Annotated in this window: 16 protein-coding genes; 15 read left to right on the top strand and 1 reads right to left on the bottom strand. The window is 44.3% G+C overall.

Going from position 1 to position 16,900, the window contains the following annotated elements; translation table 11 throughout:
• Positions 1 to 19: 19 nt before the first annotated feature.
• Entirely contained in the window at positions 20 to 1,483 is a 1,464-nt protein-coding gene (gene guaB, locus ICN33_RS07280) for an IMP dehydrogenase (protein ID WP_216195794.1), read from the top strand.
• A gap of 24 nt (positions 1,484 to 1,507) precedes the next feature.
• Positions 1,508 to 3,115, top strand: a complete 1,608-nt coding sequence (gene guaA, locus ICN33_RS07285; protein ID WP_216195796.1) for a glutamine-hydrolyzing GMP synthase — start codon at positions 1,508 to 1,510, stop codon at positions 3,113 to 3,115.
• Positions 3,116 to 3,171: 56 nt separating this feature from the next.
• On the opposite strand, the gene ICN33_RS07290 is transcribed toward guaA, so the two are convergent.
• On the bottom strand, positions 3,172 to 4,500 hold the full coding sequence (locus ICN33_RS07290) for a PP2C family protein-serine/threonine phosphatase (protein WP_216195798.1): 1,329 nt from the start codon (positions 4,498 to 4,500) through the stop codon (positions 3,172 to 3,174).
• 244 nt (positions 4,501 to 4,744) lie between these two features.
• On the opposite strand from ICN33_RS07290, the gene ICN33_RS07295 reads away from it, so the two are divergent.
• The 13 genes from ICN33_RS07295 to ICN33_RS07355 all read left to right on the top strand — a co-directional run bounded on the left by ICN33_RS07295 (position 4,745) and on the right by ICN33_RS07355 (position 16,890).
• On the top strand, positions 4,745 to 5,086 hold the full coding sequence (locus ICN33_RS07295; RefSeq protein ID WP_216195800.1) for an STAS domain-containing protein: 342 nt from the start codon (positions 4,745 to 4,747) through the stop codon (positions 5,084 to 5,086).
• Between the two features lie 39 nt (positions 5,087 to 5,125).
• The gene (locus ICN33_RS07300) at positions 5,126 to 5,542 is read left to right on the top strand and encodes an ATP-binding protein (RefSeq protein ID WP_216195802.1); all 417 of its coding nucleotides are present in this window, start codon (positions 5,126 to 5,128) and stop codon (positions 5,540 to 5,542) included.
• 183 nt (positions 5,543 to 5,725) lie between these two features.
• The gene (locus ICN33_RS07305) at positions 5,726 to 6,220 is read left to right on the top strand and encodes an arsenate reductase ArsC (RefSeq protein ID WP_216195804.1); all 495 of its coding nucleotides are present in this window, start codon (positions 5,726 to 5,728) and stop codon (positions 6,218 to 6,220) included.
• A 93-nt stretch (positions 6,221 to 6,313) separates the two neighbouring features.
• Positions 6,314 to 9,250 carry an ABC transporter substrate-binding protein gene (locus ICN33_RS07310; protein ID WP_216195805.1) on the top strand — a complete coding sequence of 979 codons (2,937 nt, stop codon included), beginning with the start codon at positions 6,314 to 6,316 and terminating at the stop codon, positions 9,248 to 9,250.
• Positions 9,251 to 9,572: 322 nt separating this feature from the next.
• Positions 9,573 to 10,115: a YqhA family protein gene (locus ICN33_RS07315; RefSeq protein WP_216195807.1), complete on the top strand. Its 543-nt coding sequence runs from the start codon at positions 9,573 to 9,575 to the stop codon at positions 10,113 to 10,115.
• A gap of 36 nt (positions 10,116 to 10,151) precedes the next feature.
• Positions 10,152 to 10,949 (top strand): ferritin-like domain-containing protein, encoded by a 798-nt coding sequence (locus ICN33_RS07320; protein ID WP_216195809.1) that lies wholly within the window; start codon positions 10,152 to 10,154, stop codon positions 10,947 to 10,949.
• A 9-nt stretch (positions 10,950 to 10,958) separates the two neighbouring features.
• Positions 10,959 to 12,857, top strand: coding sequence for a radical SAM protein (locus tag ICN33_RS07325; RefSeq protein WP_216195811.1), 1,899 nt, complete (start codon positions 10,959 to 10,961; stop codon positions 12,855 to 12,857).
• Positions 12,858 to 12,921: 64 nt separating this feature from the next.
• Entirely contained in the window at positions 12,922 to 13,623 is a 702-nt protein-coding gene (locus ICN33_RS07330; RefSeq protein WP_216195813.1) for a hypothetical protein, read from the top strand.
• A 26-nt stretch (positions 13,624 to 13,649) separates the two neighbouring features.
• Complete coding sequence (locus ICN33_RS07335; protein ID WP_255530700.1) at positions 13,650 to 14,327, top strand: hypothetical protein; 678 nt, start codon at positions 13,650 to 13,652, stop codon at positions 14,325 to 14,327.
• Between the two features lie 28 nt (positions 14,328 to 14,355).
• Positions 14,356 to 15,009: a 7-carboxy-7-deazaguanine synthase gene (gene queE / locus ICN33_RS07340; protein WP_216195818.1), complete on the top strand. Its 654-nt coding sequence runs from the start codon at positions 14,356 to 14,358 to the stop codon at positions 15,007 to 15,009.
• Between the two features lie 16 nt (positions 15,010 to 15,025).
• On the top strand, positions 15,026 to 15,490 hold the full coding sequence (gene queD / locus ICN33_RS07345) for a 6-carboxytetrahydropterin synthase QueD (protein ID WP_216195820.1): 465 nt from the start codon (positions 15,026 to 15,028) through the stop codon (positions 15,488 to 15,490).
• A complete protein-coding gene (gene tadA / locus ICN33_RS07350) occupies positions 15,491 to 15,949 on the top strand; it encodes a tRNA adenosine(34) deaminase TadA (protein WP_216195822.1) in 459 nt (152 codons plus the stop codon).
• A complete protein-coding gene (locus tag ICN33_RS07355; RefSeq protein WP_216195824.1) occupies positions 15,946 to 16,890 on the top strand; it encodes an LD-carboxypeptidase in 945 nt (314 codons plus the stop codon). Before tadA ends, ICN33_RS07355 begins: the two co-directional genes overlap by 4 nt.
• Positions 16,891 to 16,900 lie beyond the last annotated feature (10 nt).

Raw genomic sequence — 16,900 nt, forward strand, 5'->3', positions numbered from 1 at the left:
TTGCGACTAGGGGTTTTGCATGCGACTCATTCAAAAAGCACTCACTTTTGACGATGTGCTCCTCGTACCGTCATATTCTTCGGTACTTCCTCGAGATGCCAGTTTGGCAAGTAAGTTAACTCGAGATATTTCACTCAATACACCATTGGTGTCTGCAGCTATGGATACCGTCACCGAAGGTCGTTTGGCAATTGCCATGGCCAGTGAGGGTGGTATTGGCATCGTTCATAAAAATTTAAAGCCTGCCGAGCAAGCACGTGAAGTGGCTAAAGTAAAACGCTACGAATCTGGCGTTTTGCGTGATCCGATCACAATTAGTCCAGACGTTACCTTGCGCCAAGTGATTCAACTTTCTCGCGAACATGGTTTCTCAGGATTCCCAGTTTTGGTTGGCAAAGAGGTTGTCGGAATTATTACGAACCGCGATTTACGTTTCGAAGAAGATTTAGACGCTCCAGTAAAAACCAAAATGACTCCACGTGAGCGTTTGATTACTGTGAAAGAAGGCTGCTCATTAGAAGAGGCAAAACGTTTGATGAGCCAGCATCGTTTAGAGCGCGTACTTGTCGTCAATGACAAGTTTGAACTGCGCGGTCTCATAACCGTAAAAGACATCCTGAAAGCGACAGAGCATCCAAATGCTTGTAAAGACAGCGAAGGCAAGTTGCGAGTGGGTGCAGCGGTTGGCGTGGGTCCTGATAATGACGAGCGTATTGAGCTCTTAGTTCGTGCGGGCGTTGACGTGATCGTTGTGGATACTGCGCACGGTCATAGCCAGGGAGTATTGGATCGCGTGAAGTGGGTTAAGAAAAACTATCCTCATGTACAAGTAATTGGCGGCAATATTGCTACTGGTGAAGCTGCTAAGGCATTGGCTGATCATGGTGCTGATGGCGTCAAGGTTGGAATTGGCCCAGGTTCAATTTGCACAACACGAATTGTTGCTGGCGTAGGTGTCCCACAAATTACGGCGATTGTGAATGTGGCAACCGCACTCAAAGGCACTGGCATTCCATTGATTGCTGATGGCGGCGTGCGTTACTCTGGTGACGTTGCTAAAGCATTAGCAGCCGGCGCTAGTTCAGTCATGATGGGCGGTATGTTTGCTGGAACTGAAGAAGCTCCTGGTGAAGTTTTCCTATACCAAGGGCGTTCATACAAGAGTTATCGCGGCATGGGTTCTTTAGGTGCCATGGCTGATGGTTCTGCTGACCGCTACTTCCAAAGCGACATTGTTGCGAATGCAGAAAAGCTTGTACCAGAGGGTATTGAAGGTCAGGTGCCATACAAAGGTAGCGTGTTGGCAATCTTGCATCAGCTTACTGGCGGCATTCGTTCTTCGATGGGTTACCTTGGATGCAGCACGATCGAAGAGCTGCATGAAAAAGCCAACTTTGTTGAGATTACATCCGCTGGTGTGCGTGAGTCGCACGTTCATGATGTGAAGATCACTAAAGAAGCGCCCAACTACCATATTGACTAAGACTTAAATAAGATTGCTTCATTCGTGCACGACAAAATACTGATTCTTGACTTTGGTTCACAAGTAACCCAATTAATTGCTCGACGTGTGCGTGATGGGCGCGTGTATTCAGAGATCCATCCCTATGATTGCGATCCAGAATTCATTCGCAAGTTCATTCAGGAGCAAGGTGGCAAGGGCATTATTCTTTCTGGTGGTCCTAGTTCGGTAACCGAAGACGGTAGCCCGCGTGCACCCCAAATCGTTTTTGAGCTTGGCGTTCCTGTTTTGGGGATTTGCTATGGCATGCAAACCATGGCTACTCAATTGGGCGGCGCAGTGGCTTCCGCAGAGTCTTTGGGTAAGGCGCGCGAATTTGGTTACTCTGAAGTGCGCGCGCATGGTCATACCAATTTACTAAAAGGTATCCAGGATTTCTCCACCAGTGAAGGTCATGGTATTTTGAAGGTGTGGATGAGTCATGGCGATTCAGTGACTACATTGCCGCTATCATTTAAGTTAATGGCTTCTACCGAGTCTTGTCCAATCGCCGGTATGGCTGATGAAGAGCGCCGCTTTTATGCATTTCAGTTTCATCCTGAGGTAACGCACACCATTCAAGGCACTGCAATCATTGAGCGCTTCGTACATGAAATTTGCCAATGCAAACCTGATTGGGTAATGGGTGATTACATTGCTGAGGCTGTAGAAAGTATTCGAAAAAAAGTTGGAGATGAGGAAGTTATTCTTGGTTTGTCTGGCGGCGTTGATTCAAGCGTTGCTGCAGCCTTAATTCATCGCGCGATTGGCGACCAACTGACTTGCGTATTTGTAGATCACGGCCTGCTTCGCTTGAATGAGGGCGATATGGTGATGGAAATGTTTGCGCGCAATTTAGGCGTGAAGGTCATTCGTGTTGATGCTAAAGAAACCTTTATGGGTGAATTAGCTGGCGTTGCTGATCCAGAAGCAAAGCGCAAAATCATTGGTAAAGAATTCGTAGAAATATTTCAGACTGAGTCTGGAAAAATCAAGAACGCTAAGTGGCTTGCCCAAGGAACCATTTACCCAGACGTGATCGAGTCTGCTGGTAAGGGTAAAAAAGGTGCGCACACCATCAAGAGTCACCATAATGTTGGGGGCTTACCAGATGACATGCACCTCAAATTACTAGAGCCATTGCGTGAGTTATTTAAAGATGAGGTCCGAGAGCTTGGTGTTGCTTTGGGCCTTCCTCGTGAGATGGTGTATCGCCATCCATTCCCGGGCCCAGGCCTAGGTGTGCGTATCTTGGGTGAAGTAAAGGCAGAGTTTGCAAGCTTGTTACAGCGCGCTGATGCTATCTTTATCGAAGAGTTACGCAATACGATTGATCAAGCAAGCCAAAAGTCTTGGTATGACTTAACTAGCCAGGCATTCGCTGTTTTTCTGCCGGTCAAGTCTGTTGGCGTAATGGGTGATGGCAGAACTTATGAGTATGTTGTTGCGCTCAGAGCCGTGCAAACCCAAGACTTTATGACGGCGCATTGGGCTCATCTACCGCACGAACTGCTCGGCAAAGTATCAAACCGCATCATTAATGAAGTGCGCGGTATCAATCGTGTTGTCTATGACATCAGCGGAAAGCCCCCGGCTACGATCGAGTGGGAATAAATAATTTTTTATTAAAAATGAAGTGTATTTAAACCCATCATTTTTACCGCCCCTACTTAATGATATTGAATAGCAAGAAGCGTAATATCGTCTGACTGGGGTGTTGATTGGCAATGAAGATCAATATCCGTTAGCAATTTATTAACAATTTCCTCGCTAGTCATTTGAGAGTTTGATAACAATCGACTAACTCGATTGATTGAATAAAGTTGACCTTCGATACTTTCAGCCTCAGTAACTCCGTCTGTGTATAGCAGAAGCGTATCCCCAGTGTTTAAAGTTGTAGTTCCTACGTTAAAGCTATTTACCTCATGAATGCCTAAAATCATATTTCTAGGGCCAGATAGAGGCGTGAACTCTTGGTTGGTGTTTGCTGTTAACGGGGCGTCATGACCAGCATTGATGTATTGCATTTCACCAGTAGTTACATTCAGGATTCCGATAAACATAGTGACAAACATATTGCTGTCATTGTTTTGGCAGAGGGCGTTATTAACAACCCGTATGGACTCTATCAGCCCTGTAGACTTGGTGATATTGGAGCGAAGAAGCGTCATGATTTTCATCATAAATAATGCTGCTGGGACACCCTTACCAGAAACGTCACCAATTGCTAATGCAATGTGGTCTGAATCAATTGAGAAGGCATCAAAGAAGTCTCCACCCATTTCTTTTGCAGGTCTAGTAAATCCATGGGCCCGAATGCGCGTGTGTTCAGGGTATAGATTCCCCCCTTTTGGGATCATATTCATTTGAATGGCGCCAGCGATCGTAACCTCATTTTTTAGGCTCTCATGAATCTTCTTTTCGACCTGTCTAAGACGTTCAATCTCTTCCTCAGCTTTCTTGCTATCTGAGGTATCGCGCACCATACCTAAAAACATTAATTCTCCGCCGATGATCATGCTGCTGGTGATTAAATCCATTGGAAATTTTTCACCATTGCTACGCACGCCAATGACTTCTCGTTTGCTGTTATGAAAAGCGAGCGTTTCATTATCCTCAGAGATGCTTTGGATTTTGTCCTGAAATTCATTGGCGTAGGATATATCCAGTAGCACTTTGAAATGTTTACCGATTGCTTTATTAAAGGGTCTTTGAAATATCTTCTCTGCCGCTGGATTAAATTTAACAATCACACCCTCTTTGTCAATCATGATCACACCATCAAGCATGTTATCGATGACATCAGCAGCTTGCGTATGTGCCTCTTGCAATTCTTTGTTTAAGGTATTTGTTCTTGCTCGAATGAATTGAGCGGTAATCGTTGCAAAAGTCGCCGTTACTATTACCGTAATCGTGTGCGACTCCCAAAGGGTCAATTGCCCCTTAAAAATAGTTTCCTTTGCCAACTCATACAAAGCCATTAATATCGCGACGCACAAATATGTGCCAACCAATTGCTTGATTGAGAAGTTGGATCTATGGGGGGACGTTTTGGGTGCCTTAGTCATTGATTTATATACTAAATAACTTAGATTCTAAGGTGGGAATGAAAGTGGGAAGTCGGAAGTTGGTATTGTCATTAAAGTGTCATTATCTAATTAGATACTTGTAAAATTTAGAGTCTATTTAAAAGAAGCATAGCTTAAATTAGATCCTTTCACTTAATTACACTAAATTCACACCATGCCTATAGACTTTGCCGATAAAGATAATCTCAGACTCATTATGATTGATGGTCGACTTGACAGTGCCGGGTCCGATGAGATTGCAATGAGATTTGCAGCAATGTCATCAGGTGCAAAGCCGGCAGTAGTAGTCGATCTGTCTAAAGTTTCTTTCTTATCCTCCATTGGGATTAGGTTGATTATTCAAAATGCAAAATCGCTCCAAAACAAGGGCGGAAAAATGATTCTGTTTGTTGGGGACAACGAACAAGTCAGCACTACATTAGATTCCACGGGTATAAGTGCTTTGGTACCGATGTTTTCTGAACTCACCCAGGCTGAACAGGCCGCTATAGCTTGATCACCTGATTTAATTGTTAATGTGAAAATGGGGGCGCCCTTGTCTCAATTTGCTATCAATGCAGATCGTTCAGAAATCAGATCAGCATCCAATTGGCTTGAAAAGACATCCTTGCAGTATGGGGTGCCAACAAACAAAGCCCTAGTCCTAGATCAATGTTTGGATGAGATTTTGATGAACATTGTGATGCATGCAGGGTCAACTGCAACCCAAACCCCGGTAGAGCTTGAATTTGCTATTCATGGGGTTGTTGCAGGCAAAGAGATCGCCATTACTGTGAGTGATTCTGGTAAGCCATTTAATTCAGCCCTGGCATCTCCAAAAGCCATTGCCAGCACCCTAGAGGAGGCCGAACCCGGTGGATTAGGTTTGGCCATCATTAAGGGGCTTTCAAGTCGATTGGCTTACGAATTTAGGAATGGCCGTAATTTTTTAACATTCGCCATTTTGGTTTAAATGCATCAAATTGGTGCTATCCGTTCCTCATAAGCCGTCAAAATTCTGTCATAGATTTGTCATAAATTCTCAATAGACTGCAGTGTGTTCGCAGTGAGAAGATCAGACGAAAAACCTATTCTGAGGTTTTCATTCCTGTTCTTTAATAGAGGCGGTATGTAAAATATTTCTATTATTGGTGATATGAAAAAATATAAGGTTCTCTTTTTGTGTCACCACAACAGTGCTCGCTCAATCATTGCCCAAGCTCTTGCGACGACTCATTTAAGTGGTAAATTTGAAGGATTTTCAGCCGGACCTGTTCCCGCTGAATCTTTGAGTCCTTACGCCACCGAATTGATCCAAGAGCTAAATTATCACGGCGAAGCTCTAGAGCCAAAAAGTTGGGATGTGTATTCATCTCCAAACGCCCCCAAAATGGACTTTATTATTTCTTTGTCTGACAGAGCAATTGGTGAAGGTGTACCTCTATGGCCTGGAAGCCCGGCTACCGCCCATTGGGATTTTTCTGACCCAGCGCATACCAATGGTACAAACATGGAGATTAAAAGAGCTTATGTATCTTTATTGAATGGCTTGCAAGCACGTATAGATATTATGGCTGCCCTCTCTTTTGAGAGATTGGATAAATATAGACTTCAAGATGAATTAAAAGCGATTCATCTAAATTTGCAGTGAAATTATTTTCTGGGTCTAAAACTGGTTTTCTAGACTGTCTCCTACCCCTTGCGTGCATCATTTTCCTAGATTGGCTTTGAATTAATGCGGCCTATGAAAAAAATTGCCAATCATCTCTCTTTAAATTTGGATCAGATTAGGCATAAATCAAAAAAATGGAAGGCTATTGCAGTTTCCATCATCGTTGTCTTTTTGGTGACGCTGACTCTCGGCCTTACTGCGTATTTTGACTTGCCTCCGGGGGCGCTGGCTTTACATTATTTGCAATCTGAATCTGACAATCAGGCTGATTTGCTCGATGTCGTTGCTATTGCGGATTTCTCAGGGCCCACTCGGATGATTGGACAAGATCTTGCCCAGGGATTTAAAGATGCGGCAAGCGCAGGTAATATTTCAAATGATGTACGTCTCATTATTAGGGATGACCGCGGCAATGCAAATGCAGTAGCAGCCTTGGCTGATAGTGCTGCAGCAGGCTTTAGTACGCTGGCAGTAATTGGCCCAACCCAGGCACTGGGTTACCAAGATATGACCGCATCTTTGGAGGAGGGAATGGTTCCCGGGCTGGTTCCGATTAGTCCTCCAACCATTCATCAAAATGAAAAATGGATCTTTGCTCTACAACCAAGCCAAGAAAGACAAGGTGAGTTTGTTAGTAACCTACTTTTGAAGATCCAAAAAACGAACTCGACGGCATTCATTACTCTTGAGGGCGATGCCAAAAATGGTTACGCTAACGGGTTCCAAAAAGTTTTTTCTAAAATTGGAAAAAATAACTTTGCATTAAAGGCATGGCCGAAAAATGGTGATAAAGAGGTCATTGCGCAATTGCTCAAGTCTATTTCAGCTTATGATTTCGTTGCCTTTTCGTTGCCAACGGATGAGGCTGTTCTGTTGGTAAAAGGGCTGAAGGATGAAAATTTTGCAGGGCAGTTAATAGGCTTTGGCGGCGCAAGTCTCCCCACTTTCCCCGATCAATTTCGTGAGTTTCCAAAAGAGCGTTTAGCACCTGGGTTTTATACGAATGGCTTAATGAGTGTGACGCCATTTCTTCCAAGCATGGCGGATGAGCGTGCGCGTGAGTTTATTAATGTCTACCAAAAACGGCGCCAAGAAAATCCTTCTTGGGCATATGCCTATGGATATGATTCTGGTTACCTATTAAGCGCCTTCATTGAAAAGTTAAAGCGTGACACTCCCGATTGGAAAAAACTACCTCCCGAAGAGATTCGTAAAAGTTTCCAAAGCTATCTATCTTCCTTGAATGGTAGCCATGGCAAGGAGGGGGCTTTCACCGGCCGTATGCGCTTAGACCAAAATCAAGAGCGCGATATTCCTCCAACATTAGTTTCCTTTCGGAACGGCAAGCAATTACCTTATTTAATGCAGTATGGAACCGATGCTGCACGCTTCAACTTTGCTGAGAAAGTTTCTGACAATAAAATTCAAGTTGATAACCGAGTATATGATTTGGTCCCGGTCATATTTACTGGGCTCATCCCACGAGAAATCAGCTTTATTAATTTAGAAAAAAGAACTTTTACTGGGGAAGTTGATATCTGGTTCCGCGGAAGCTTGGCTATTGATGCTGACGATATCGTTTTCCCAGCCCTGTTTACTGATAATCCCTCATTTACCGTTCTGGAGTCCTCTGACGGTAAGCATGAAAAGTATCGACTTTATCGTTACCGTGGGGTCTTCAAATTTGAGGCATTAGCAAAAGATTTGGCCTTGGGTCAACTACCTTTGTCGATTGCTTATCGACACAAAACACTGGACTCTTCGCAATTGCGTTTTGTGATTGACGAGGGGAACATTGGCAGTGCAGCCTCAATCATTAAAGGGATGGAAAAGGCTGAGGTCTTAGCGCCGGAGATGGACTATCGCGCAGAAACTACCAGTCTCGCGATTGATACGGATATTGTTAATTCCTTAGGAAACCCTGCATCAGCCACCGGCGAAAGAAGTTTTTCAGAATTTAAGGCGTCTTATGGGTTGCGCAATAAGAATGCCATGCTTGGATCCTATTTGGGCAGCAAGCTGGACTGGAGAATCTCCAGCAGCATCACCTTTTTCTTCGCCCTGATCGCTTGCATCCCTTGGCTAATGAGGTCGTATTTTAAAACTCGTAAGAAACTAGGTCGTTTAATCACTATTGAATCTGGGTTATTGGCCGTCTTTTTTGTAGAGATCTGTTTATTTTTTAGCCCCGCCCTAGATAAGGTAAATGCTATCTGGTTAGTTACTATTCAGAATGCATTCACTGCTTTTTACTATTTTGCAATTGCCGCCACTTTAAATCTCGGTGTGGATTGGCTTATCGAAAGACAAAAGTCAAAGAAGACGGCGCTTCAGGGCTCTTTAAGGGTACTTCTGGCCACCATCATTTATTCAACTTTTTTTGGTTTCTATTACACGGATGTATTAAACCGTGACATTCTTCCTGTCTTGGCCGCCTCCTCGGTCATTCTTACCGTGGTCGGATTAGCCTTGCGGGAATTAATTTTAGATGCTTTGGGTGGAATAACAATAGGACTTGAAGGCGCAATTAAGCCAGGAGATTGGGTATTTATAAACGCTAAAGATCACAACATTGATGGAATGGTCGAAGAATTGGGCTGGAGGAATGTGCGAATTCATTCTAGAGATGGATTGGTGCACTTCATTCCAAATTCAATCCTCATTCAGCAAACAGTCACCAATGCATCCAGTGATGGTGGATTCTCCAGAGTTGAAATTCCATTTGAAGTAAGCACATCAGCCAACTTAGAACAGTTGATTGAAGTCATTAGATTGGCTGTCATTGACTTACTTAAGGACAATGAATTTGTTGATCATTCAAGGTCAATCCGAATCATTTGTGAAGAAATTGAGTCGGATGGAGTTCAGTTAGAAGCGCATATTTTCTATCGAGCCGATCAATCAAAAGATCAGTTATCTACATCCGTTCTAGAGTTGGTAAATCGCATACTACTAGAGCAAAACGCTTTGCCGTTTATGTCAATTGCTGTTAGGGAGCGATCTAACTAGAGCGCAAGAAGTTATTGCTTTAGTATTTGCGCTCTTAACGATGTGTCCGCTACACCTACGCCTGCAACGTACAACCAGTACTTGCGTAAAATACGTAAGCGTATAGAGCCTTCATTAATCAACAACTCTGCACCACCGAGTTACTTATGTAAAAGTTGCAAAAATATCATTAATAAATATAACTCATTGTTTTATAAGTATTTTTTAATAAAGTCACTATTGGATGTCAGTGGATAGTCGAAGATTTCCCAATTGGTTATTACCGCATAAATAAAGTTTCGCCTTTAATATACTGGTAGCCCAACAGACAAGGATATTGTTAATGAATCAAGATGCAACAAAAGGTCAGCCCGATAACTCTGGCTTTATTGAAAAAAGCTTAGAGCAGTTGATATTCAATAGCCGCTGGATTTTGACTATCTTTTACGTCTTTCTAGTGTTTGCACTCGTGATTTTGGCTATCAAGTTTCTACAAGAATTTGCGCATTTTAGTTTGAGTTTTTGGGATGCATCAGAAGCTGAATTTTTAACTAGTGTATTAGCGCTTGTTGATAAAACACTTTTAGCAAACTTATTAATCCTGGTTATCTTTTCAGGTTATGAAAATTTTGTTTCTGTTATTGGCGCCGCTAAAGACAGCGATGATAGGCCGCGTTGGATGGGGGAGGTTGATTTTGCTGGCCTTAAACTCAAACTGATCGGCTCAATTGTCGCCCTCTCTGGCATTAATCTTCTTGCTGCATTCTTGGAAATTTCTACTACTAATAAAGATGACTTGGGTTGGATGATTGGCATCCATCTTGTTTTTGTTGTTACTGGTGTGTTATTTGCGTTATCTGAGCGCGTGATGATTCATCACAAATAGAGTGTCTTAGGTCGTAAATGAAATCAATCAACACCCATGCTTGAGTTACGAGAAGCTTCCCTCGCAATATTAGCAAGCGCGGATGTAAGAACTAAGGTCAGTCAGTTATTCGAGTTGTACGACGGGTATCAAAATCACGAAGTCACTCTCGACCTTGCCCGTAAGATTAACGGTGGAGATTTCATTCTGCCTGGGCGCCCAGAAAAGCCTGAATTGGTACTTCCTAAGTTGGTTCCCAAAAGAAGAATGGATACGCCAGAAGGTAGGGCGGGATTATTGCATTCACTTGCCCATATTGAATTTAACGCGATGAACCTTGCCTTAGATGCTATTTGGCGATTTTCTGATATGCCCAAGGAATACTACGAGGACTGGCTTAAGGTTGCCAAAGAAGAGGCCTACCACTTCAGCCTGGTCAATGAGCATTTGCTTTCACTTGGATTTTCTTATGGAGACTTCCCTGCGCACAATAGTCTATGGGAGATGGTCGAGAGAACTACTGACTCAGTAATCGCCAGAATGGCGCTAGTTCCCAGAACAATGGAAGCAAGAGGCTTGGATGCGGTACCAATGATTCGTGATCGTTTCATGCAAATCAAAGAGACTAGAGCAGTTGAGATTCTTGAAATCATTCTGAATGATGAAATAGGCCACGTATTGATTGGCAATCGTTGGTTTAATTTTCTTTGCACAAAAGATCATCTTTCCCCAATTGCAGCCTATCGAGAGTTGGCAATGAAATATCGTGCGCCCGTATTAAAAGGGCCATTTAATATAGAGGCGCGCAAACAGGCGGGTTTTACAACTGAAGAATTAAATCTTCTTGAGGCTTAGTAGATGAATATGAAGGTATTAAGCCTCATTCCGCCAATGACGCAGCTTAATACGCCATACCCTTCCACGGCTTATCTCACTGGATTTCTGAGGTCTCGCGGCATTGATGCGGTTCAAGAGGATCTCGCATTGGCTCTTGTCCTGAGCTTTTTTACTCCTGAGGGCATGGCTGAGATTCGTTCTGAAGCGCTTAATATTCCTGAAGAGAATCGTAGTGCCAGCGTCAATTTTTTCTTAGATTATTTTGATTCTTATCGGTCCACCATCTCGCCGGTGATTCGATTCTTGCAGGGTCGCGATAGCACCTTGAGTCATCGCATTAATACCCGTGATTTTTTACCTGAGGGTCCTCGCTTTGCATCGCTCGATGTATTTGAAGACGAGGAAGCCTCTGACTCATTGGCTTGGGCTTTTGGCGCGCTCGGCTCACAGGATAGGGCTCGTCATCTGGCAACCCTATATCTCAATGATCTTTCGGATGTATTGCGTGATGCTGTTGATGATCGTTTTGAGTTTGTGCGCTATGCAGAATCACTTGCAAGCAGTCAGCCTACCTTCACACCTTTGGCTGAGGCACTCAAAGCCAGTCCAACACTGATGGATTTGCATTTACAGGCGCTTGCTAGTAATGCGATTGAGTGCCATCAGCCTGGCTTGGTGCTTTTGTCTGTACCTTTTCCGGGGGCGATGTACGCAGCCTTACGCATAGCCCAGGTGATTAAGGGTACTCATCCAGAAATCAAGATTGCATTAGGGGGTGGCTACGTCAATACAGAGCTACGAGAATTATCGGATTCTCGCATTTTTGATTATGTTGACTTCATCACGCTAGATTCAGGAGAGAGGCCGCTCTTGGCTTTGCTTGAGCATCTCAAGGGTAAGCGTTCTGCAGAGCGATTGGTCCGCACTTTTATACGCAACGCTAGCAATCAGGTGCAGTATTTAAATTGGCAAGAGCCCGACGTACCTTTTGAGGAGGTCGGCACTGCCACTTGGGATGGTTTGCCTCTAGATTCCTATTTATCACTTCTCGACATGCTAAATCCCATGCATCGCCTTTGGAGTGATGGCCGTTGGAATAAGCTAACAGTTGCACATGGCTGTTATTGGAAAAAATGTAGCTTCTGTGATGTGTCTCTCGACTATATTTCTCGTTATGAAACTGCTTCGGCAAGTTTATTGGTAGATCGTATTGAGCAAATAGTTGCTGAGACTGGTCAGACAGGCTTTCATTTTGTAGATGAGGCTGCTCCTCCGAAAGTATTAAAGGCCTTAGCTGAGGAACTTATCCGTCGCAAGGTACTTATCTCTTGGTGGGGAAACATTCGCTTTGAGAAAACCTTTACTTCTGAATTGGCTGATCTTTTGGCAAGAAGTGGTTGCATCGCCATGTCTGGTGGTCTTGAGGTGGCCTCTGATCGCCTGTTGAACCTCATGAAGAAGGGCGTCTCAGTTGAGCAGGTGGCTCAGGTTACTAAAGGATTTTCAGATGCTGGCATCTTAGTGCATGCCTATCTCATGTATGGCTTCCCCACACAAACCGTGCAAGAAACAGTAGATGCCTTGGAATATGTAAGGCAACTTTTTGAGAATGACTGCATTCAAAGCGGCTTCTTTCATCGCTTTATTTGTACAGTGCATTCTCCGGTTGGCATCAATCCACAAGAGTATGGAATTGAATTAATCCCATTACCAGAAATTACTTTTGCCAAAAATGACGTTAGCTTTATTGATCCCACTGGTGTTGATCATGATGCCTTAGGACAAGGGTTAAAAAAGGCTATTTATAACTATATGCATGGCGTAGGTTTTGACATCAAAGCGCAAACTTGGTTTGATGGGCTTGGAATGACTATTCCTAAGACAACAGTCCCTAAAAACTTCATTGAGAAAGTCTTATTTCAATAGCCCGCTTCTCAGATCCAGATTTACAATAATCCTAAGAATCTTTCATTAAAAGCAGGGGAAATAAATGAACTTATCGCGTCGTACTTTCATTGCATCAGCTGCCTTAGCGCCAATAGCTTGTGGTGTGCCACTGGCTTATCAAAGGGGAACGCCAGTGGCACAGCCGACTCCTACGCCCATTGTGCGAGCTCCTCAGGTGGGGCAGGAATGGACATATATAAAGCGCGATACTTTTAATGGCAAGGCATTAGATGTTATTACCGAAAAAGTGGTCAGCCTAGGATCAAGTGTTGTGATTGATCGTTCGGATGAGGGTGGTGCAAGGCTGCCTAGTGAGATTCAGGGCCCTTGGGGAATAGTGCAGACCGATACTTCTTGGCCGCGCGTGATTAGCTTTAAACCGCCAATTCCCTTATGGCCTCAAGAATTAACTTCCAGCTGGAGCAAGCAGTTCACTGCAAAATATAGTGTGTCAGGATATTCTGATGGTGCATTCGCTTGGCAGGAATATATGAGTGCACATGGTTGGGAGCAAATCACCGTGCCTGCTGGAACTTTTTTGACTTTACGTTATCAAAACCTCATCAACTATGACAGTGATGATGCCAATAAAGTGAACTGCATTCGCAAAGAGACTATTTGGTTTGCTCCTAGTATTGGCCGTTGGGTAGCTCGCGAATCATCTGGTTCTTACAGGATTCAAGGTCAAATTGGTGCAGAAATTTTAGAGGGCAGCTACCAATGGCAACTCACTTCCTACAAATAAAATATCCACAAAAATACTTTCTTTTCATGCTGCCATTTTTCTTGGCGGCCTGCATTTCTTCGCAACCTTACCCAAAGGGCATTGTTGAATCTCAACCCCAAACAACACCGGTAGTTCGTGCTCCAAAGGTTGGTCAAGAATGGGTTTATCAGGTTCGCAATGTATTTAATCAGGAGCTAGTTGATACAGTGACTGAGCGAGTGGTTTCCGTTGGGGACCAGATTCGAATCTCACGTGTTGGTGTTAAGGCTGGTCCATTGCCGGATGAAGTTCAATCGCCATGGGGGTATGTAGTTCAAGATCCACATTGGAATCCCCCTCAAAAACTCACTACTGCGATTCCCCTTTGGCCGGAGCAATTAAAGGCTAATTGGAGTGGTTTTTATCAATCGAGATACGAAGTCTTGGGTTACCCAGATGGCACTTATTACTGGGGCTTGAGTATGAACGCTTCCCAGTGGGAGCGTTTATCAGTTCCCGCTGGCCAATTCTTGACCCTCAAATACCGAAACGAAATCCCTTACTTTCAGAGTCAAGATATCTTTAGGCTCTCCAATTATCGTGAGGAGGAGCTCTGGTTTTCTCCTGAAATTGGTCGCTGGGTCGTTCGCAGATCCTCTGGACGCTATTTGCTTGGAGGTATGAGGTGGAATGGCGCTCTTTGGGAGGATTACCTGGAGTGGCAGCTAATCTCCTGGAAATAAGCAAAGCGCTTAAAATAGATGCATTGCTATGTATACCGTAAAAGAACTATTTCCCACGCTCCAGGGCGAAGGTGCCCACGCTGGTAGAGCGGCTGTGTTTTGCCGTTTCGCAGGATGCAATCTTTGGAGTGGGCGTGAAGAAGATCGTGCGTCGGCTATTTGCCAGTTTTGCGATACCGATTTTGTGGGCAATGATGGTGCAGGCGGGGGTAAGTTTGAGACTGCAGCTTTGCTTGCAGATGCAATTGAGGCCTCATGGCGAAGTACCTCTGCTGGACCTCAACAGCGATATGTCGTTTTCACTGGTGGAGAGCCCCTCTTGCAATTGGATGATGCATTAATTGCAGCGCTTCATCAAAAAGGTTTTGCAGTGGCAATTGAAACGAATGGCACCATCAAAGTTCCTAAAGGGGTTGATTGGATTTGTGTAAGCCCTAAAGCTGGCTCTGAATTAATTGTTCTTCAGGCGGATGAGTTAAAGCTGGTGATTCCACAGCATGATCTTCGAGAGTTGGAAAAGCAAATGGCACGATTCGAGGGAATGGATTATCGCAATCGCTTCTTGCAGCCTATGGATGGCCTAAACCTTAAAAGTAATACTGAGTTAGCGGTAAGCTTGTGTCAAAAACGCCCCTTGTGGAGATTGAGTTTGCAGTCCCATAAGCTTATTGGGATTCGGTAAATTAAATAAGTATCTAATGACAAATAAACAGCCAGACATCTCCATCACTCGCCGTCTTGAGTTTGACTCAGGACATCGCATTCCTAACCATGGTGGCCAATGTCGTCATTTGCATGGACATCGTTATGCAATTGAAGTCACGCTTACTGGAGAAGTGGCGGATCATCCCGGCAAAGCCGACGACGGCATGGTGCTGGATTTTGGGGATATCAAACGCTTAACCAATCAACATGTTGTTGATCTTTGGGACCATGCATTTTTGGTGGCTAAAGAGGATGAGGGTTTGGTGGCTTTCTTGGCAACCTTGCCCAACCATAAGACAGTCATCATGGAGCATGTTCCTACCGTAGAAAACTTGGCAAATGCTGCATTTGCAATATTAAAGCCGGTATTTAGCAAAGCCTTTGATGGCCATTTGGAACTATCTGCCATTCGTCTCTATGAGACGCCCAATTGTTGGGCTGATGTTCATTCGACCTAAATGACACAAGCAGAGCTTGATCAGCAATATATGCGAATGGCAATTGAGCAAGCTCAGTTGGCGGCGCAATCTGGCGAAGTTCCTGTAGGTGCGGTATTGGTTCGGGATGGCCAAGTCATAGCTAAGGCATTTAATAAGCCAATTGCCAATCATGATCCTAGCGCGCATGCTGAAATGCTGGCATTGCGAGAAGCAGCTCTGGTGCAAGAGAATTACCGCATTCCTGGAAGCACCTTGTATGTAACCCTTGAGCCCTGTGCAATGTGCTCAGGCGCCATGCTTCATGCTAGGATTGATCGAGTGGTCTATGGCGCAGCAGATCCAAAAACGGGAGCTGCCGGAAGCGTGCTAGATCTATTTGCTTCGAAACAGATAAATCATCAAACGAGTGTTGAAGGTGGCATTATGAGCGAAGAGTGCGGTCAATTGCTACGTGATTTTTTTAAGGGGCGACGTTGAAACCAATTCATCTCATTGCTCCATCTGGAGCAAGCTTAGATAATAAAAGTCCTCTGGCTGGGATCAATTGGTTAGAACAACAATCTATTGCCGTCCACAATACAAATTGCGTTCATCGAGTCTATGAGCGATTTGCAGGCAGCGACGAAGAGCGTCTAGCCGAATTCAATAATATTTCCGCATTAGATCCTCAGACCTTAGTGATGGCAATGCGTGGCGGTTACGGCCTCCATCGCTTACTTCCTGGTATTCAATGGGATGCTATTGCAAAGACCATTCAAAATGGTTTACAAGTTTGTGGTCATAGCGACTTCACGGTCTTTCAGTTGGGGCTCTTAGCAAAAACAGGCGCTATTACATTGGCTGGGCCAATGCTCAACTATGACTTTGGTCGGCTTGGGGACAATGGTGAGCCAGTTGTGCCAGATGAGCTCATGTGGAAGTATTTTAAGGCCGCCGTCCAAGACCGAAAACTCGATTGCCAAGTGTCAGCTCAACAATCCTTCTTGGGCAAAGACAGTTCGCGCTCGATCACGGGTTTGTTGTGGGGTGGCAATTTAACGATATTAGCCGGTCTTGTCGGAACGCCTTATCTTCCAAGTGCCAAGCAAACACATGGCGGTATCTTGTTTCTGGAGGATGTGAATGAGCATCCTTATCGCATTGAGAGAATGTTGATGCAACTTTTGGATGCGGGCATTCTTTCCAATCAAGGCGCAATATTATTGGGTGGCTTTTCTGCTTATCGTCTTTACGATAACGATAAGGGGTATTCGCTCGAGCGTGCAATTGAAGTCATTCGTAAACGTTTGCCACAAGAAATACCGCTTTTAACGGGTCTTCCATTTGGCCATCAACCAAACAAGCTGACCTTGCCAGTTGGCGCTCAGGCAGAATTACATTTTCGCCCGAGTGGCTTTGAAATCAAAGCGCAGTGGTAGCGTTATTTGG

Source organism: Polynucleobacter sp. UB-Tiil-W10 (assembly GCF_018881605.1).
GTDB lineage: Bacteria > Pseudomonadota > Gammaproteobacteria > Burkholderiales > Burkholderiaceae > Polynucleobacter.